Origin of the sequence: Pseudomonas sp. V98_8 (assembly GCF_029967975.1) — a bacterium.
GTDB lineage: Bacteria > Pseudomonadota > Gammaproteobacteria > Pseudomonadales > Pseudomonadaceae > Aquipseudomonas > Aquipseudomonas umsongensis.
In genome coordinates this window covers 44,874-63,888 of record NZ_JASCAE010000006.1, presented here as the reverse complement: position 1 = coordinate 63,888, position 19,015 = coordinate 44,874, and the positions used below count along the sequence as shown (strand labels likewise).

18 protein-coding genes and 1 pseudogene are annotated in these 19,015 nt (G+C 59.7%); 3 read left to right on the top strand and 16 right to left on the bottom strand.

The window, feature by feature from the left end; all coding sequences use genetic code 11:
* Positions 1-5: 5 nt before the first annotated feature.
* From QLG10_RS05935 to rplM, 6 genes are all read right to left on the bottom strand, one after another.
* Positions 6-623 carry a glutathione S-transferase N-terminal domain-containing protein gene (locus QLG10_RS05935; protein WP_007972581.1) on the bottom strand — a complete coding sequence of 206 codons (618 nt, stop codon included), beginning with the start codon at positions 621-623 and terminating at the stop codon, positions 6-8.
* 150 nt (positions 624-773) lie between these two features.
* A complete protein-coding gene (locus QLG10_RS05930; RefSeq protein ID WP_110751594.1) occupies positions 774-1,556 on the bottom strand; it encodes a cytochrome c1 in 783 nt (260 codons plus the stop codon).
* A complete protein-coding gene (locus QLG10_RS05925) occupies positions 1,556-2,767 on the bottom strand; it encodes a cytochrome bc complex cytochrome b subunit (RefSeq protein WP_007943720.1) in 1,212 nt (403 codons plus the stop codon). Before QLG10_RS05925 ends, QLG10_RS05930 begins: the two co-directional genes overlap by 1 nt.
* Positions 2,767-3,360: a ubiquinol-cytochrome c reductase iron-sulfur subunit gene (petA, locus tag QLG10_RS05920; protein ID WP_008060255.1), complete on the bottom strand. Its 594-nt coding sequence runs from the start codon at positions 3,358-3,360 to the stop codon at positions 2,767-2,769. The genes QLG10_RS05925 and petA overlap by 1 nt, the downstream gene beginning before the upstream one ends.
* Before the next feature lie 269 nt (positions 3,361-3,629).
* Positions 3,630-4,022 (bottom strand): 30S ribosomal protein S9, encoded by a 393-nt coding sequence (gene rpsI / locus QLG10_RS05915; RefSeq protein ID WP_003228056.1) that lies wholly within the window; start codon positions 4,020-4,022, stop codon positions 3,630-3,632.
* 14 nt (positions 4,023-4,036) lie between these two features.
* Positions 4,037-4,465: a 50S ribosomal protein L13 gene (gene rplM, locus QLG10_RS05910; RefSeq protein WP_003228062.1), complete on the bottom strand. Its 429-nt coding sequence runs from the start codon at positions 4,463-4,465 to the stop codon at positions 4,037-4,039.
* Between the two features lie 246 nt (positions 4,466-4,711).
* On the opposite strand from rplM, the gene QLG10_RS05905 reads away from it, so the two are divergent.
* Positions 4,712-5,752 (top strand): NADP(H)-dependent aldo-keto reductase, encoded by a 1,041-nt coding sequence (locus tag QLG10_RS05905; RefSeq protein WP_282486102.1) that lies wholly within the window; start codon positions 4,712-4,714, stop codon positions 5,750-5,752.
* A gap of 130 nt (positions 5,753-5,882) precedes the next feature.
* Here QLG10_RS05905 and QLG10_RS05900 read toward each other — a convergent pair whose 3' ends face one another.
* Positions 5,883-7,019: an acyl-CoA dehydrogenase family protein gene (locus QLG10_RS05900; protein ID WP_282486100.1), complete on the bottom strand. Its 1,137-nt coding sequence runs from the start codon at positions 7,017-7,019 to the stop codon at positions 5,883-5,885.
* Positions 7,020-7,239: 220 nt separating this feature from the next.
* Here QLG10_RS05900 and QLG10_RS05895 point away from each other — a divergent pair.
* A pseudogene (locus QLG10_RS05895) lies at positions 7,240-8,139 on the top strand (GlxA family transcriptional regulator); the annotation flags it as partial.
* 71 nt (positions 8,140-8,210) lie between these two features.
* Here QLG10_RS05895 and zapE read toward each other — a convergent pair.
* From zapE to QLG10_RS05880, 3 genes are all read right to left on the bottom strand, one after another.
* Positions 8,211-9,305 carry a cell division protein ZapE gene (gene zapE, locus QLG10_RS05890; RefSeq protein WP_043302216.1) on the bottom strand — a complete coding sequence of 365 codons (1,095 nt, stop codon included), beginning with the start codon at positions 9,303-9,305 and terminating at the stop codon, positions 8,211-8,213.
* 90 nt (positions 9,306-9,395) lie between these two features.
* Positions 9,396-10,751, bottom strand: coding sequence for a tryptophan--tRNA ligase (locus tag QLG10_RS05885; RefSeq protein ID WP_282486094.1), 1,356 nt, complete (start codon positions 10,749-10,751; stop codon positions 9,396-9,398).
* Positions 10,752-10,775: 24 nt separating this feature from the next.
* Entirely contained in the window at positions 10,776-11,405 is a 630-nt protein-coding gene (locus tag QLG10_RS05880) for an alpha/beta fold hydrolase (protein WP_110751588.1), read from the bottom strand.
* A 144-nt stretch (positions 11,406-11,549) separates the two neighbouring features.
* Between QLG10_RS05880 and QLG10_RS05875 the strand changes: the two genes are divergently transcribed.
* Entirely contained in the window at positions 11,550-11,984 is a 435-nt protein-coding gene (locus tag QLG10_RS05875) for a DUF1043 family protein (RefSeq protein WP_033045648.1), read from the top strand.
* Between the two features lie 102 nt (positions 11,985-12,086).
* Here QLG10_RS05875 and QLG10_RS05870 read toward each other — a convergent pair whose 3' ends face one another.
* The 6 genes from QLG10_RS05870 to eutC all read right to left on the bottom strand — a co-directional run bounded on the left by QLG10_RS05870 (position 12,087) and on the right by eutC (position 19,003).
* Positions 12,087-13,472: an aspartate aminotransferase family protein gene (locus tag QLG10_RS05870; RefSeq protein WP_110751586.1), complete on the bottom strand. Its 1,386-nt coding sequence runs from the start codon at positions 13,470-13,472 to the stop codon at positions 12,087-12,089.
* Positions 13,473-13,519: 47 nt separating this feature from the next.
* Positions 13,520-14,992, bottom strand: a complete 1,473-nt coding sequence (locus QLG10_RS05865) for an NAD-dependent succinate-semialdehyde dehydrogenase (RefSeq protein ID WP_110751585.1) — start codon at positions 14,990-14,992, stop codon at positions 13,520-13,522.
* Positions 14,993-15,221: 229 nt separating this feature from the next.
* Positions 15,222-15,689: an Lrp/AsnC family transcriptional regulator gene (locus QLG10_RS05860; RefSeq protein ID WP_110751583.1), complete on the bottom strand. Its 468-nt coding sequence runs from the start codon at positions 15,687-15,689 to the stop codon at positions 15,222-15,224.
* 69 nt (positions 15,690-15,758) lie between these two features.
* Positions 15,759-16,760 carry a N(2)-acetyl-L-2,4-diaminobutanoate deacetylase DoeB gene (doeB, locus tag QLG10_RS05855; RefSeq protein WP_188264153.1) on the bottom strand — a complete coding sequence of 334 codons (1,002 nt, stop codon included), beginning with the start codon at positions 16,758-16,760 and terminating at the stop codon, positions 15,759-15,761.
* A gap of 3 nt (positions 16,761-16,763) precedes the next feature.
* Entirely contained in the window at positions 16,764-17,954 is a 1,191-nt protein-coding gene (gene doeA / locus QLG10_RS05850) for an ectoine hydrolase DoeA (protein WP_110751729.1), read from the bottom strand.
* A 56-nt stretch (positions 17,955-18,010) separates the two neighbouring features.
* Positions 18,011-19,003 (bottom strand): ectoine utilization protein EutC, encoded by a 993-nt coding sequence (gene eutC, locus QLG10_RS05845; RefSeq protein ID WP_110751579.1) that lies wholly within the window; start codon positions 19,001-19,003, stop codon positions 18,011-18,013.
* Positions 19,004-19,015 lie beyond the last annotated feature (12 nt).

Here is a 19,015-nt window from a genome sequence, read left to right as displayed (position 1 = left end):
AAGCCTTAGCGCATGTCGCGTTCGACACCAGACAGACTCGCCTGGAAAGCCTCACGCGCAAACTGGCGCTCCATATAATCAAGCAGCGGCTTGGCTGGCCGCGGCAGTTCTATACCCAGAATCGGCAATCGCCAGAGTATTGGCAATAGGCAGCAATCCACCAGGCTTTGTTCCTCACTGAGGAAAAATGGCTTGTCGGCAAACAGCGGCGAAACGCCTGTAAGGCTCTCGCGCAACTCTTTACGCGCCACTGCACGCGCCGCTTCCTTGGTCCGCGAATCCAGGATCAGATCCACCAGACCACACCAGTCACGCTGAATACGATGAATCAGCAAACGACTGTTGGCGCGCGCCACCGGATAGACCGGCAACAGCGGCGGATGTGGGTAACGCTCATCCAGATATTCCATCACCACCGTAGATTCCCACAGCGCCAGGTCACGATCGACCAGCGTCGGCAAGCTGCCGTAAGGGTTCACTTCGATCAGTTTAGGCGGCTGGCGACCAGCCTCCACATAAATGATCTCGGCGCTGACACCTTTCTCTGCCAGTACGATTCGCACTCGGTGGGAATAGTGGTCGGCGGGGTCGGAGTAACAGGCCAACCGATTGGTCACGCCCATGGCGATCCTCCTCGCTTGTTGAAATGATCGGAAGCGGAAAAACGAGCGCGCCCAGAGGGCGCCTCTCGTAACGTCTGACTCAGCAGGCTCGTTACCCTTTCAGAGGCGCCCTTGGGCGCGCGCGATTAACAGCAATTGCTTGAAGCTTTATCAGTGCACATCTTTCCAGTATTCGCGCTTGAGCAAGTAAGCGAATACGAAGAAGAACGCCAGGTACAGCAATACGTACGTACCGATGCGCTGATGTTGCAGCTTAACCGGGTTAGCCGAGTAAGCGAGGAAGGTTACCAGATTCTTGACCTTCTCATCGAACTGCTCTTCGGTCAGGGCACCACTCTTCGGCACAATGGTCAGCTGATCGCACGCTTCATGAGTCAGCGCCGTACCGGTCAGCGGATCATATTGCTTCTTGCCGTCCTCGACGATCTGAACCTGTTTGCAACCGACCACCTGGCGACCCTGCAGGCCGACCAGCACGTTAGGCATGCCCACGTTCGGGAAGACCTTGTTGTTCACACCCCACGGGCGCGACGGGTCTTCATAGAACGACTTGAGGTAACCGTAGAGCCAATCGGTGCCACGTACACGAGCGACCAGGGTCAGGTCGGGCGGAGCCGCACCGAACCAGGTCTTGGCGTCAGCCGGTTGCATGCCGATGCTCATGTGATCGCCGATCTTGGCACCGGTGAACACCAGCTTCTCGAGCATCAACTCATGCGGAATGCCGAGGTCGTCGGCAACACGCTCGTAACGCTGGAATTTGGCGCTGTGGCAGCCCATGCAATAGTTGGCGAACGTACGCGCGCCATCCTGCATCGCAGCCTTGTCGGAAACGTCGATGTCGACTTTTTCCAGTTCGGGACCACCGTGCTCAGCCGCAAAGGACAACACCGGCAGGGCAGCAAGAATCAGTACAGCAAATAGTTTTTTCATCAGCCAGTCACCCTTTCCGGAACCGGTTTGGTCTTCTCGAGCCTGGTGTAGAACGGCATCAGAATGAAGTAGGCGAAGTACAGGAAGGTACATACCTGCGACAGCAACGTACGACCCGGAGTCGGCGCCAGAACACCCAACACGCCCAGGATCACGAACGAGATGCAGAACACCCAGAGCCAGATTTTGCTCAGCCAGCCCTTGTAGCGCATCGACTTGACCGGGCTACGGTCCAGCCACGGCAGGACGAACAGCACGGCGATGGCCGCACCCATGGCGATCACACCCAGGAGCTTGTCCGGAACCGCACGCAAGATCGCGTAGAACGGCGTGAAGTACCAGACCGGAGCGATATGCTCTGGGGTCTTGAAGGCGTTCGCCACTTCAAAGTTCGGCTTCTCGAGGAAATAGCCGCCCATTTCCGGGAAGAAGAACACGATCGAACAGAAGATGAACAGGAACACCACCACGCCGACGATATCTTTCACGGTGTAGTACGGGTGGAAGGCAATGCCGTCCAGCGGTACGCCGTTTTCGTCTTTGTATTTCTTGATGTCCACGCCATCCGGGTTGTTCGAACCGACTTCGTGCAACGCCAGGACGTGCAGCACTACCAGGCCGAGAATAACGATGGGCAGCGCCACCACATGCAAGGCGAAGAAGCGGTTCAGGGTGATGCCGGAAATCAGGTAGTCACCACGAATCCACTGGGTCAGGTCGTTGCCGATGACCGGGATCGCACCGAACAGCGAGATGATCACCTGGGCGCCCCAGTAGGACATCTGCCCCCACGGCAGCAGGTAACCCATGAAGGCTTCAGCCATCAGCGCCAGGTAGATCAGCATGCCAAAGACCCACACCAGCTCACGCGGCTTCTGGTACGAACCGTAGAGCAAACCACGGAACATGTGCAGATAGACCACGATGAAGAACGCCGAGGCGCCGGTGGAGTGCAGCAGGCGCAGGATCGAGCCGTACTCGACGTCGCGCATGATGTACTCGACGGAAGCAAAGGCCTCTTCCGCCGACGGGGTGTAGCTCATGGTCAGCCAGACACCGGTGACGATCTGGTTGACCAGAACGAGCAGTGCCAGGGAGCCAAAGAAATAGAAGAAGTTGAAGTTCTTCGGGGCGTAGTACTTGCTGAGATGGTCTTCCCACATTTTGGTCGCGGGAAAGCGCGCATCAACCCAATCCATGAACTTGCTCATCACGCTTTCTCCGTATCGACGCCAACGACGATGATGTCATCGGTCTCATAGGAATGCGGGGGAACTGGCAGGTTCAAAGGCGCAGGTTGCGACTTGTAGACGCGGCCAGCCAGGTCGTAGTGGGAGCCGTGGCAGGGACAGAAATAGCCACCTACCCAGTCCTTGCCCAAGTCTGCGGGAGCGACTTCGGGACGGAAGGTCGGCGAGCAGCCCAGGTGCGTGCAGATGCCGATCAGCAGCAAAACCTCAGGCTTGATCGACCGCGTTTCGGGGTCGACATAGGTCGGTTGTGTCGAGTTCTTGGAGGTCGGGTCAGAAAGCTGGCCCTCGATCTTTTTCAGATTCCCCAGGATTTCCTCGGTACGGCGGACGATGAACACCGGCTGGCCGCGCCACTCAGCAATCATCTGCTGGCCTGGCTCGATCTTGCTGACATTCACCTTCACCGGTGCACCTGCGGCTTTCGCCTTGGCACTGGGAAACCATGACCCCACGAACGGGACCGCAGCCCCCACCGCTCCTGCAGCACCCACCACGGATGTGGCTGCTACCAAGAAGCGACGCCGGCCTGCATTCACGCCGTCATTGCTCATTCAGTCCTCTCCCATCAGCTTTGTGGCCTGTTAAATCAGGCATCTACTAAGTAAAACTCTGTACTTATAAAAATTTTGCCGAATGGTAATGAAAAGCCCCAATTCTGACAAGGTAATTACCCGGGGGCACCACTGCCAAGCCTTGTAGTATAGGGCCTCTGCTGATGTGGCAAGTTGTCACAGCGCAATTCTTCAAGAAAATTACACGCACAAAAAAACGCCCAGCTCCGTGAGGAAACTGGGCGTTCTTTTTTGAACGTGGAAGCGAATTAACGCTTCGAGTACTGCGGACGCTTACGCGCTTTACGCAGACCAACTTTCTTACGTTCAACTTCACGTGCATCGCGGGTTACGAAGCCGGCTTTACGCAGAGCGCTGCGCAGAGTCTCGTCGTAGTCCATCAGAGCGCGGGTGATGCCGTGGCGGATTGCGCCAGCTTGACCACTCACACCACCGCCGATCACGGTGACGTAGATGTCGAACTTCTCGACAGTCTCAGTCAATTCCAGCGGCTGACGAACTACCATGCGGGCAGTTTCGCGGCCGAAGAAATTATCCAGCGAACGATTGTTGATGGAGATGTTACCAGTACCCGGACGCAGGAAAACGCGTGCGGTTGCGGTCTTGCGACGGCCAGTGCCGTAATTTTGAGTCGCCGACATAATGAACTATTCCGTTAAATCTTCAGTTCTTGGGGCTGCTGAGCAGTATGAGGGTGTGCAGCGCCCGCATAGACTTTCAGCTTACGGTACATGTCGCGACCCAGCGGGTTCTTAGGCAGCATGCCTTTGACCGCGGTCTCGATCACGCGCTCAGGGGCCTTGGCGATCAGCTTTTCAAAGTTGATCGACTTGATGCCGCCCGGGAAACCGGAGTGGGAGTAGTACATTTTGTCAGTGGTTTTAGCGCCGGTCACACGGATCTGCTCGGCGTTGATTACGACGATGTAGTCGCCGGTGTCAACGTGAGGAGTGTACTCAGGCTTGTGCTTGCCACGCAGACGGCTCGCGATTTCGGTGGCCAGACGACCCAGGGTCTGACCAGCAGCGTCGACGACAAACCAGTCGCGCTTTACTGTTTCCGGTTTAGCAGTAAAAGTTTTCATTCTTTATAGCCTCAGGGGCCGCCCTGTAAATTAGACGGCGGATCTTACTGAATAGTGCGTACTTTGACAAGTCAAAGGCAGCCGGATACAGACGCTTTCGGGGGCTCGGGTCGGCGCGTCCGTTCAACGGCAAGATTCTTCGGCGGCGGCGCATCACTTCCACTGCAGAAAGAGGTGCGCAATTATGCAGATTGCGAAAAATAATTCAACCTGCTTTTATGATTGTTTTGCCCAAGGAGCTCCCCGATGGAGTATCGCCAGCTAGGCCGGACCAACCTGAACGTGAGCGCAATCTGCCTCGGAACCATGACCTGGGGCGAGCAAAACAGCGAGGCAGACGCCTTCGCCCAGATCGAGCGAGCCAAGGACGCCGGGATCAATTTCATCGATACCGCTGAAATGTACCCGGTGCCGCCCAAGGCCGAAACCTATGCCAGCACCGAACGCTTCATCGGTAATTACTTCAAGAGCCGCGGCGATCGCAGCGACTGGATCCTCGCCAGCAAGATCGCCGGCCCCGGCAACACCATCGACTATATCCGCGACAAGAACCTGCGCCACAATCGCCAGCACATCACCGAAGCCGTGGATGCCAGCCTCCAGCGCCTGCAAACCGACTATATCGACCTGTACCAACTGCACTGGCCGGAGCGCAGCACCAACTTCTTCGGCCAACTGGGCTACAAGCACAAGACCGAGGCCAACCTGACACCCCTGGAAGACACCCTCGAAGCGCTGGACGAACAGGTCAAGGCTGGCAAGATCCGCCATATCGGCCTGTCCAACGAAACGCCGTGGGGCACCATGCGTTTCCTGGCCCTGGCCGAAGCCCGTGGCTGGCCGCGCGCGGTGTCGATCCAGAACCCGTACAACCTGCTCAACCGCAGTTTCGAGGTCGGCCTGGCGGAAATCGCCATCCGCGAGCAGTGCGGCCTGCTCGCCTATTCGCCGCTGGCGTTCGGTTTCCTGTCAGGCAAGTACGAAGGTGGGGCCCGCCCGCCAAAAGGTCGGCTGAGCCTCTACAGCCGCTTCAGTCGGTATTTCAACCCGCAGTCGGAAGCAGCGTGCAGCCGCTACGTTGCACTGGCCCGCGAGCACGGCCTGGACCCGGCGCAAATGGCCCTGGCATTCGTCACGCAGCAGCCGTTCGTGACCAGCAACATCATTGGCGCCACGACACTGGAGCAACTGGACAGCAACATTGCCAGTTTTGATCTGAAGTTGTCGGATGAAGTGCTGGAAGGGATCGAGGCGATCCACAAGGATCATCCGAATCCCGCCCCTTGATTGATCAATAAATCGCCATCGCGGGCAAGCCCGCTCCCACAGTGAGCAGGGTGTTCACAAATGCTGTGTACAGCTCAAAACTTGTGGGAGCGGGCTTGCCCGCGATGGCGCCCTGGCTGTCGCCGCAAGATCAAAGCGACCGCGCAATAATCTCCTTCATGATTTCATTGGTCCCGGCATAGATCCGCTGCACCCGCGCATCCGCCCACGCCCGGGCTATCGGGTATTCCCACATGAACCCGTAACCGCCATGCAATTGCACGCACTCGTCGAGCACCTTGCACTGCAGATCCGTGCCCCAATACTTCGCCATCGCCGCCGTCGGTACGTCGAGCTTGCCTTGCAGGTGCAACTCCAGGCAGCGGTCGACAAAGACCCGGCCGATCTGGATCTCGGTCGCCATCTCGGCGAGTTTGAAACGAGTGTTCTGGAAGTCGGCAATCGCCTGGCCGAAGGCTTTGCGCTCGCGGGTGTACTCCAGGGTCCATTGCAACGCCGCGTCAGCCGAAGCCAGCCCGCCGATGGCCACGGTGAGGCGCTCCTGCGGCAGCTCCTGCATCAGATAGGCGAACCCCATCCCGGCCTGGCCCAACAGGTTTTCCCTGGGCACTCGCACGTCCTGGAAGAACAGCTCCGAAGTGTCCTGGGCCTTCATTCCGACCTTTTCCAGACGCTTGCCTTTGTCGAAACCCGGCGTATCGGCTTCCACCAGAAACAGACTGGTGCCCTTCGCGCCCGCCTTCGGATCGGTCTTGGCCACGACGATCACCAGGTCGGCGAGGAAACCGTTGGTGATGAACGTCTTCGAGCCGTTGATGACATACTCGTCGCCGTCCAGCACGGCAGTGGTCTTCACGCCTTGCAAGTCGGAGCCCGCACCCGGCTCGGTCATCGCAATGGCACTGACCATCTCCCCGGAAACCAGTTTGGGCAGGTACTTGTGTTTCAGCGTTTCACTGCCGTAATGCAGGATATAGGGCGCAACGATGTCCGAATGCAGGGAAAAACCGATACCGGTCAATCCGAGGCGCCCTATCTCTTCGATGACCACCGCGCTGTACAGAAAGTCTGCCCCCAACCCGCCGTACTGCTCCGGCAGATGCGAGCACAACATCCCCGCCTCCCCCGCCTTGTTCCAGAGTTGACGGTCGATATAGCCCTGTTTTTCCCATTGCCCATGGAACGGCACCGCTTCTTTCTCGAGGAACGTTCGCACGCTGTCGCGAAAAAGTTCGTGCTCGGAGCTGAACAAGGTTCTCGGAATCATGCGGCACCTTATTTTTGTTTTTAAAGGAATGGTCCTTCAGAGACTAAGCCTGGCGCCCGATACAGGACACTGGACACATCCGACAAAAAATAAGACGATCCAGCCGTCTGGTGACCACTTTCCCCTATAAGAATAAAGTTGAATTATGTCTAACCAAGCCTCCACGCCCTTGCGGCGCGTCAGCATCCTGGCCATTGACCGGGTTTTCGCTTCCACCCTCATGCAGGCCAAGGACTTCTTCCACCTCGCCAGCCTGCGTTACGGCAAACAACTGGGCCACGGCCTGACGCCAGCGTTCGAAACCCGACTGGTCAGCCCCGACGGCAAACCGGTCAACACCTTCAGCGACGTAGTGATCCCGGTGGACGGCGGCCTGGAAAATGCCGACATCATCGTCATTCCCGCGTTCTGGGACGATTTCGAAACCCTGAGCAAACGTCATCCCGAGGTCCTGTCCTGGCTGCGCCAGCAACATGCTCGCGGTGCCGTACTCTGTGGCGAGGCCACCGGCGTGTTCTGGCTCGCCGAAGCCGGCCTGCTCGATGGCAAGGAGGCGACCACCTACTGGCGCTTCTTCAATGCCTTTGCAGAACGCTTCCCGAAGGTGCAACTCAATCAGGACAAGCACCTCACCGACGCCGACAACCTGTATTGCGCAGGCGGCACTACCTCGGCATGCGACCTGTACGTCTACCTGATCGAGCGCTTCTGCGGCGCCAATGTCTCCCAGGCCGTGGCACGCGACATCCTCTATGAGGTGCAACGCAGCTACTCGCCGGGAAGAATCGGCTTCGGCGGGCAAAAGCTGCACCAGGACGTGATCATCCTGCAAATCCAGCACTGGCTCGAAGAACACTTCGCTGACAAATTCCGTTTCGAAGACGTCGCCCGCGAACATGGCATGAGCATCCGCAACTTCATGCGCCGCTTCCAGACAGCCACCGGCGACAAGCCCCTGCATTACCTGCAGCGCCTGCGCATCGAAACCGCCAAAGGCTTGCTGTCCGGCAGCCGCAAGAGCATCAAGACCATCAGCTACGAAGTTGGTTACGACGATGCGAGCTTCTTCGCACGCCTGTTCCGCCAACACACGGAGTTGTCGCCAAATCAGTATCGGCAGCTCCTACAGGGGATCTTCAGCGCACAAAAAAAGGCCTGCATCTGCAGGCCCTTTTTATTTTCCGAATCGTCCTACGGCTTGTGCGCCCGGGACAGGAATTCGTGGGACTGCATTTCGAGCAAACGACTCAGGGTTCGCTGGAACTCAAAGTTCAGGCGACCACCGGTGTAGAGGTCCTTGAGTTCGACTTCGGCAGAAATGATCAGCTTGACGTTGCGATCGTAGAATTCGTCGACCATGTTGATGAAGCGTCGGGCGATGTCGTCGGTCGTGACGCTCATCTGCTCGACACCGCTGAGCAACACGGCGTGGAAGATTTTGCCCAGTTCGATGTAGTCGTTCTGGCTACGCGGACCGTCGCAGAGTTCGCGGAAGTCGAACCACGCCACGTCGTCACAGGTGCGAAGGGCACGAATTTCGCGGTTCTCGATCATCAGCACGTCGTTTTCGATCGCTGCGGTGCATTCCGGCGTCAGCGCGCGGAAGCTTTTGCGCAGGCTTTCGTGGGAGGCTTCGTCGAGCGGGAAGTGGAACAGCTCCGCTTGTTCGAGGTGACGCAGGCGATAGTCGACGCCGCTGTCGACGTTGACGATCTCGGTGTTCTGCTTGATCAGCGCGATGGCCGGCAGGAAGCGCGCGCGTTGCAGGCCGTCCTTGTACAAGCCGTCCGGCACGATGTTCGACGTCGCGACCAGCGTGACACCGTTCTTGAACAGTTCTTCCATCAAGGTGCCAAGGATCATGGCGTCGGTGATGTCGGAGACGAAGAACTCATCGAAGCAGATCACCCGGGCTTCGGTGGCGAAGCGCTTGGCAATGATGGTCAGCGGGTTTTTCTCGCCGCCCAGGGTCTTCATCTCTTCGTGCACGCGCTTCATGAAGCGGTGGAAGTGAGTACGGGACTTTTCCTTGAACGGCAGCGCTTCGAAGAAGGTGTCGACCAGGTAAGTCTTGCCGCGACCCACGCCGCCCCAGAAGTACAGGCCCTTGACCGGCGCCTGATCCTTCTTGCCAAACAGTTTGCCCAGCAGGCCCGGCTTGTTCTGCTCGGCCGCGACCAGATCGTCGTACAGGCGCTGCAGATGACGCACGGCAGTTTCCTGCGCGGCATCATGGAAGAATTCCGGGCGTTTCAGATCAGCTTGATATCGTTCTAGGGGCGTCATAATTCGTTAGCAAGGCAACAAAAACGGGCCGTCACTGTAGCGATGGCCCGTGGGAATGGCAATCAGCCCTTGGTCGGGCTGAGCCGTTGATTATTCCTGGACTGGCGTCAGGGCGATCCGCAAAGCCTCGATCGCCGCATCACGCGCGCCGCTGTCAGCGAACGCCGGGCTGTCACCCACGCACTGATCTTCCAGCCAGACGCTGAAGCCCAGGGCTTCGCTGCGCACGTCCAATGGCTGGCCCGACTGCAGCTGCTTGGTCACCTGCCCGGCGGTTTTACCATCGGCGAAGTTGCGCGACAGCAACAGTTGCTCGCCATCGGCCGCCAGCAAACGGAAGCGGAAACTGCCGTCATCTTCACGGAAGCTGACGAAACGCGCAGCCTTCGCGGCTTTCTTCTTGGTGGTCGTTGCCACTTGGGCCTGGGCAACGAAAGAACGCAGGCCTACCGCTTCGCGCAATTCGTTGAGGAAAGGAGTCGCAACTGCACGCGCCTTTTTCGCACCGTGCTGCAGGATGTCTTCAAGATCCGCCGGGCGCTCGATCAGTTGGTTGTAACGCTCGCGAGACTCGCCCAGTTCGCTGTCCAGCAGTTGGAACAGGCGGTTCTTCGCCTCGCCCCAACCCAGCCCCTGCAGCAGGTCGCTGCGGAATTCGTCAGCTTGCGCCGGGGTGGCGAACGCCTGGAACAAGGTGAACAGGTGGGAATTATCCGGATCCTTTGCCTCTCCCGGTGCACGGGAGTCGGTGACGATACGGGAAATCGCATCCTTCATTTCTTTGGCGCTGCTGAACAACGGAATGGTGTTGTCGTAGCTCTTGGACATCTTGCGACCGTCCAGGCCCGGCAGCGTGGCCACGCTTTCCTCGATCAACGCCTCGGGCATGGTGAAGAACTCCTTGCCCTGGCCGAACAGGTGGTTGAAACGCTGGCCGATGTCCCGGGCCATCTCCACGTGCTGGATCTGGTCGCGACCGACCGGCACCTTGTGCGCGTTGAACATCAGGATGTCCGCGGCCATCAGCACCGGGTAGCTATACAGGCCCATGGTGATGCCGGCGTCCGGGTCTTCACCGGCCTCGACGTTCTTGTCCACCGAGGCCTTGTAGGCATGGGCGCGATTGAGCAGGCCCTTGGCGGCGACGCAGGTCAGCAGCCAGGTCAGCTCGGGGATTTCCGGAATGTCGGACTGACGGTAGAAGGTCACGCGGTCCACATCCAGGCCACCGGCCAGCCAGGTCGCGGCGATCTCCAGGCGCGAGCGCTGGATGCGCAGCGGGTCATCGCACTTGATCAGGGCGTGGTAGTCGGCCAGGAAATAGAACGAATCGGCATTGCTGTCACGGCTGGCAAGGATCGCCGGGCGGATGGCGCCTGCGTAGTTGCCCAGGTGCGGCGTGCCGGTGGTGGTGATGCCGGTGAGGATACGGGTACGAGTCGTCATGGGTAATCGCTTGTCAGACTGCAATCAATTCGAGAGACGCGGCAGGATCAGATCCTTGAGATCGGTCAGCTTGCCATGAAAAAAGTGTCCGCATTCTGCCACTTTCAGCAGCTCATGGGGACGTTCGAGCTTGTCGGACCATTGGTAAACCAGCTGCGGATCGATCACTTCGTCGGTTTCGGGCTGGATCAACGTCAATTCGCCCTGCTGTGGCAGTTGATCCTCAGCGCCCAGACGCATGACCGCCGGTGCGACCATGAACAGATGCTTGAGCTTCTCGCCCTTGGCCTCGAGGCGTCCGCCGAGACTTGCCGCAACAAAACCGCCGAAGGAAAAACCGAACAGGGTCAGCGGCAATTCCGGGTGTCGGGCCCGAAACCACTCGGCGACGGCCTGGGCATCGTCGACTTCGCCGGTGCCCATGTCGTGGGTGCCTTCGCTGGCACCGACGCCGCGATAGTTGAAGCGCAGGGTGACCAGTCCGGCGTCGCGCGCAGTGCGCTGCAACGTCGACACCACTTTGTTGAGCATGGTGCCACCTTGCACCGGGTTCGGATGACAGATGAGCGCCAGGCCACGCGGCTGCTCGTTGTCCAGGTACAGTGCTTCCAGTTGGCCGACAGGGCCATCAATCACTACAGGTGTTTCGCGCATAAGCAAGGAAGGAACTCCGTGACCTCGAATCGGGTCGACTCGTCTAGCAAATTGTCTGTGGCTGTCTATTGCGAGTGAATCGCGGTATACAGCGCAGGTTCGAGCCGTTAACGTAAAGCAAAGCCGTTTATAGAGGAAGGACTCGTGGAACACTCGCTCTTAGTTTGGTTGTTACCGACTCTTGCCCTGGTTGTGGGTGTCGCCATTGGGTTTCTGATCGCTCGCCTTGCGCCGAATGCCGCGCCTAGCAGCACGCAACGTCAGCTGGACGATATTCAGGAACGTTTCGACAATTATCAGAACGAAGTGGTGACCCACTTCAACAGCACCGCGACACTGGTCAAGAAACTGACTCAGAGCTATCAGGAAGTGCAGGATCACCTCGCCGAGGGTGCCAACCGCCTGGCCCTGGACGAACAGACTCGTCAACGCCTGCTGGCTTCCCTGCACGCCGATGCGACGCAGGCTCCACGGGAACGCCTGACGCCACCGCGCAATCAGGAACCACCGCGCGACTACGCACCGAAAGCCCCGAACGCCCCGGGCATGCTCGATGAGCATTACGGCCTGAAGAAGTAATCAGGTTTCGCGCAATATGAAAAGCCCCCGGACAAGTGGTTGTCCGGGGGCTTTTTGTTTTTGCCTGTAGAAGCCTGTCGAGTGCAACGGGCTGCAATCTTGTTAACCAAGCACCTCACTGGCGACCTGATCAATCGCGCCTTGGGTGATCTCGACGATCAGGTCTGCCTCGGCCTCGGTCAGGACCAGCGGCGGTGCAAAACCAAGGATGTCGCCATGTGGCATCGCCCGGGCAATCATGCCGCGCTCCAGGCATGCCGCCGAGACTTTCGGGCCGACCTTCAAGGCGGCATCGAAGGGTGTGCGCTGTTCACGATCGGCCATGAACTCGACCGCCGCCAACATGCCGTCACCCCGTACTTCGCCCACCAGTGGATGGCCCTCGAGGGTTTCGCGCATCCGCCGATTGAGATAGGCGCCAACCTTATCGGCGTTGGCCGTGAGGTTTTCCCGCTCCAGGATGTCGAGGTTGGCCAGCGCCGCAGCCGCGCAGATCGGATGCCCGGAATAGGTCCAGCCGTGGCCCATGGCGCCCTGGGATTCGGAGGCCTTTTCAATCACGTCCCACACCTTTTCGCCGACGATCACCGCCGACAACGGCGCATACGCACTTGTCAGGCCCTTGGCCGTAGTGATCAAGTCCGGGCGCATGCCATATCGTTGGCTGCCCATCTTCGAACCCAGGCGACCGAAGGCGCAAACCACTTCATCGGCGATCAGCAGCACGTCGTACTTGTTCAGCACTGCCTGGATTGCCGCCCAATAGCCGGCCGGTGGAACGATGATGCCGCCAGTGCCCATCAATGGCTCGCCGATGAAGGCGGCAATGGTGTCCGGGCCTTCGGCGAGGATCATTTTTTCCAGCTCGTCGGCGCAATAGCGTACGAACGCGGCTTCATCCATGCCCGTCGGCGCCTTGCGATACCAGTGCGGGCACAGGGTGTGCTTGATGCCTTCAGCCGGCAGATCGAAATGCTGATGAAAACTCGGCAGGCCGGTCAAACTGCCTGTCATGATGCCCGAGCCGTGATAACCGCGATCGCGGGAGATGATTTTTTTCTTCTGCGGGCGCCCCAGGACGTTGTTGTAGTAGCGTACCAGTTTGATCTGGGTTTCGTTGGCGTCAGAGCCAGAGAGGCCGTAGTAGACCTTCTTCATGCCTTCCGGTGCCCAGTCGATGATACGTCTGGATAGCTCGATGATCGCTTCGGTCGAGTGGCCCATGTAGGTATGGTAATAGGCCAGTTCCCTGGCTTGCTTGTAGATCGCATCGGCCACCTCGGTGCGGCCATAGCCGATGTTCACGCAGTACAGGCCGGCGAAGGCGTCGATCAGTTCGCGGCCTTCGTGGTCGCGGATACGGATACCCGAAGCGCCTGTGATGATGCGCCCCTTGAGTGCGCCGCTGGCGTGGTCATGGGCGTGAGTCGAGGGATGCATGAAGTGCGCACGGTCTTGTTCGAACAGCGAGTCGAGTTCTTGGTTCATGGCATGTCTCCTGAGAACGGGCCTTGGAAATGGCCTTAGAATTGGCCTTAGAATTGGCCTTGATGGTGCAGGCAAAAGTATTTGGTTTCGACAAAGGCTTCGAAGCCCTCGGTGCCGCCTTCACGGCCCAGCCCCGAGGCTTTCATGCCACCGAACGGGATAGGGTGACCGGTGAACTTGACGCCATTGACTGCGACCATGGCGTGGTCGAGTCGGCGAATCAGCGGGTAAATCAGGTCCAGGCGGTTGGAACAAATGTAGGCCGCCAGGCCGTACTCGGTGTCGTTGGCCATCTCGACGGCCTGGTCGAGGGTGTCGAACGGCATCACCCCGGCAATCGGCGCGAAATTCTCCTCGCGGTAAATGCGCATCTGCGGCGTGACATCGGCCAGCACCGTTGGCTGGTAGAACAAGCCACCAAGGGCATGGGCCTCACCGCCCACCAGCCGTTGCGCGCCGTGTTGCAGGGCATCGGCTACACGCTCGGCGGTGACATCGAATGCGGCCTGGTGCATCAATGGGCCGACATCGACCTGTTGCTCGTGGTCTCCGACCATGGCCGGACCGACCTGCAACTCACGCACCGCCGAGGCAAACCGCGTGAGAAATTGCGGATAGACAGAGCGCTCGACCATGATGCGGTTGGCCGCACAGCAATCCTGGCCGGAGGTCTGGAACTTGGCGGCCACTGCGACTTTCACCGCCAACTGCAAGTCGGCATCGGCGCAGACAATGAACGGTGCGTTGCCCCCCAGCTCCAGGGATACCTTTTTCACATCCTCGGCGGCCGCTTGCAGAACCAGCTTACCGACGCGGGTGGAACCGGTGAAACTCACCGAGCGCACGCGGGTGTCCTGCACCAGGGTTTGCATAGTCACTTGCGGTTCGCCCAGCACCACATTGAACACGCCCGAGGGAAACCCCGCCTCCTCCGCCAGTTGCGCCAAGGCGAACGCCGAGTACGGGGTTTCGTGGGCCGGCTTGATCACCACGGTGCAACCGGCGGCCAGGGCGGCGGCGGCTTTGCGGGTAATCATGGCCGAGGGGAAGTTCCACGGTGTCAGCAGTGCGCAGACGCCGACCGGCTCCTTCACCGTCCCCAGGTGTGCGCCGGGAATGTGGCTGGGAATGTTTTGCCCGTACAGGCGCCGCGCCTCTTCGGCGAACCAGGGAATGAAACTGGCGGCGTAGGCGATTTCACCTCGGGATTCGGCCAGGGACTTGCCCTGCTCCAGACTGAGAATCCGCGCCAGGTCTTCCTGATGTTCCAGGATCAGTGCGGCCCAGCGCCGCAGGATTGCCCCGCGAGACTCGAGGCTTTGTTCGCGCCAGTCAGCGAACGCGCGATGGGCCGCATCGACGGCGGCGACGATTTGCGGTGGGTCGAGCAGCGGCACATGGCCGATCAATTTTTGATCAGCGGGGTTATGCACAGCGATGCTGTGGCCGCTGTCACTGTGCACCCAATGGCCATCGATGTAGCAAAGGGCCTTGAACAGCAGTGGATGTTTGTAAGTCATGGCGTTCACTCCAATCCGTGTGCGTGGAACCATGCTAGGGCAGCCGACCCTTGGGGATTTGGCGTTTGAACGGGTGCGGCAGGTGGTTTTTTCTGATTGGGTGGGGGTGGACAGCGGATTTTTGCCGTGTGGGGATTTATCCGTCGGAGCGGGTTGGCTCGCAATGCGGGGACAAGTACAGGGGGTATCAGACATCCGGCATTTTCGTTGACGACTCTCACCACCAAGCTCACTCCTGCGGGGGCAATGCGCCGCCAGTCTTGATGGTTTTGGTGACGATGTAGGTGAAGTAACGCTCGATGCCCAGGTCATCGAGCAGCAACTGGTCGATAAAGCGCTGGTAGTGATCGATGTCCGGTGCCTGGATCATCGCCATGTAATCGACACCTCCGCCGGTGGCATAACAGAACGCGACTTCGGGCGCCTCGCTCATGCGCTGCTCGAAGCGCCGCATGTCCTGCGCGGTATGCCGGGCCAGGGTGATCTCCACCAGGACGTGCTGAGTTTTGAACACCGCTCCCCAGTCGATTTGCGCCCGATAGCCCTTGATCAGGCCGAGGACCTCGAGCTTGCGCACCCGCTCCCAGGCCGGGGTCACCGAGAGATTGATCGCCTCGGCCAGGCTCGACTTGGTGATACGCCCGTCGTCAGCGAGAATCCGCAGGATCTTCAGGTCATAGCGATCGAGTTTGTGCATGGGCAGCAAATCTCCTGAATGAAAGGGGGAACCTTGCAGGAGCCCGCTCGCTCCCACAGGGGCGTTGGTTCAGGTCAGTACATCCGCGATCACTGCCAGGGTATCGCCACACCCCACCAGCCCGGGAAAGTGCCGGGCCGCCAGCAAACCGTTGCGTGCCGCTCGATACTCCACCGGGGCCACGCCACTGCGGGTGACGTCGTAGACGCGGGCAATCACCTCACCCTTGCTCACGTTTTCGCCCAGGTCCCGGCACATTTCCAGCAGACCATCGTGTTCGCTGGCAATGAAACAATCGCTGTCGGGCATGTCGAGCATGATCGACGGCGCCGTTTGCAGTTCGCCCTCAAGAATCCCGGCGTGCACCAACAGATTGCGCACGCCGCGCTCGGCTATCGCCACACTAAGCGCCGTAGACGAACCGCCGCCGCCCAACTCCGTCGTGACGAAGACTTTGCCCTGGGACTCGGCGGCGGTGTCGTACATTGCCCCGGCATCGAGTTCGAGCATTCGCATGCTGTACGGGGCATTGAATGCACGCATGCCGGCCTCGCACTGTGCCTGTTGCTGATTATCCGCCAGCACATGACACGCGGCGAACGGCAGGAAATCCAGGGTGCGCCCGCCCGAGTGAATGTCCAGCACGATGTCGGCCAGGGGCAGCAAGGTGCGGGTAAAATAATCGGCGATCTTCTCTGTCACCGTACCGTCCGGCTTGCCGGGAAAACTGCGGTTGAGGTTGCCTTTGTCGATGGGTGAGGTGCGCCGCCCGGCATGGAATGCCGGGGTGTTCATGAACGGGACGATGATGACCCGCCCGCTGACCTCGGCAGCCGTCAGGCTTTGTGCCAGTTTGCTCAACGCCACCGGGCCTTCGTATTCGTCTCCGTGGTTACCGCCGGTGAGCAGCGCAGTCGGTCCATCGCCGCGCGAAATCACCGTGAGCGGGATCATCACCGCCCCCCAGGCGGAATCGTCCCGGGAGTACGGCAACTTGAGAAAACCGTGCTGCACGCCTTGACGATTGAAATCCACCGTGGCGCTGATCGGGTTAACGGGCAGATCGCTCATGGCTCAATCCTTCACGAACAGTTGGCGTGGCACGTTGCACAGGGTTTCGACACCCGTATCGGTGATCAGGATGCTTTCGGTGATTTCCAGTCCCCAGTCGTCCATCCATAGCCCCGGCATGAAGTGGAACGTCATGCCCGGTTGCAATACGCTGGTGTCGCCGGGACGCAGGCTCATGGTGCGCTCGCCCCAGTCCGGCGGATAACTGATCCCGATCGGGTAACCGCAGCGGCTGTCCTTGTGAATGCCGAACTTCTCCAGCACCTTGAAAAACGCTACTGCAATGTCACCGGTGGTGTTGCCCGGCTTGGCCGCTTCAAGCCCGGCGGCGATGCCTTCGACCACGGCTTTCTCGCCATCGAGGAAATGCTGCGGCGGCTTGCCCAGGTAGATCGTGCGCGACAACGGGCAGTGATAGCGCTTGTAGCAACCGGCGATTTCGAAGAAGGTGCCGGCGCCCTTTTCGAACGGGGAATCGTCCCAGGTCAGGTGCGGTGCGCTGGCATCGGCACCGGTGGGCAGCAATGGCACGATGGCTGGATAATCGCCCCCATGGCCGTCGGCACCGAGGATGCCACTGCTGTAGATCTCGGCCACCAGTTCGTTCTTGCGCATGCCCGGTTCGATCCGTTCGAGGATCCTTGCGTGCATTTTTTCGACGATGCGCGCGGCGATACGCATGTAGGCGATTTCCTGCGGCGACTTGACCGCCCGCTGCCAGTTCACCAACCCGACCGCGTCGATCAACCTGGCCTTCGGCAGGTTTTTCTGCAGCGATAGAAATGCGGCAGCACTGAAGTAATAGTTGTCCATTTCCACGCCGAGGGTCAGCGCATCCCAGCCCCGGGCGCTGATCACTTCCCGCGACAGGTAATCCATGGGATGACGTTCGCGCGACTGCACGTAGATGTCCGGGTAGCCGATGATGTTTTCCTGCTGCATGAACACCGTGCGCTTGGCACCGTTGGCGTCCTGGCCACGACCGAACCATACCGGTTCGCCATCCAGCGCCAGCAGCACGCATTGATGAACATAGAACGACCAACCGTCATAGCCGGTCAGCCAGGCCATGTTCGACGGATCGGTGACCAGCAACAGCTCAATGCCCTGGGCCTGCATGGCCACTCGCACCTTGGCCAGACGCTGGGCGTATTCCTCCCGCGTAAACGGAAGATTGACGACTATCTGAGACATGCACATGCCCTCTCTTAGATGAAGCCGATAAATGACGCGCGGATGAAAAAAAACGATTAACTGGCGAACTGAAAACCCTTGCCGGCCGAACGCGCACGCTCGAATGCCAGATTGGCCATGGCCGTGTCCTGGGCACCGGTGCCTGTGAGGTCACACAAGGTGACCTGCGCAGCATCCGTGCGACCGGGCCGCTGGCCGGCCAGCACCTGACCCAGTTCGGCGAAGCCCGACTCGTCACCGACGACACCGGCCGCCAACGCGTGATGCAGTTCGCCGAGAATGCGGGTCTGACTGAGGTGATCCGCCACGTAGCGGTCGACTTGCGCCAGCGCCTGGGGGGAAATTTCGTTCTTGTGCTCGGCATCCGAGCCCATGGCGGTGATGTGCAGGCCCGGGCGCAGATGGTGCGAATCGATCAGCGGCGCGCGACTGGGTGTGCAGGTGATGGCGATATCGACCTCGGCCATGGCCTCGTCGATGGTGGCGCATGGCATGACGTCCAGGCCGCTGTCCCGCGCCAGGTCGACACTGAAGGCCTGGGCCTTGGCCAAGTCCCGCGCCCACACTCGCACGTTGTCGATGGGCCGCACCAGGCGCAGGGCCTGCAACTGCAATGCGGCCTGCTCGCCGGCGCCTATCAGGGCCACGCTACGGCTGTCGGCCCGAGACAATGCCCGCGCTGCCACAGCCCCGGCTGCTGCCGTACGCACCGCCGTCAGATAGCCGTTATCCAGCAACAAGGCATCGAGCAGACCGGTGCGCGCCGACAGCAACATCATCATGCCGTTGAGGCTGGGCAGACCGAGTTTGGGGTTGTCGAAAAAGCCCGGGCTGACCTTGATCGCAAAACGCTCAAGCCCCGGCAGATAGGCAGTCTTCACGTCCACTTCGCCGTTATGCTCGGGGATGTCCAGGCGCAGGATCGGCGGCATCGCCACGGCGGCGGTGGCCAGCAGCACGAACGCTTGCTGGATGGCTTCGATACTGGGCAGATCCAGGGCCACGCAGGCACGTAGATCCGCTTCGCTCAACAAGGTGATTTCACTCATTAACGCGGCGCT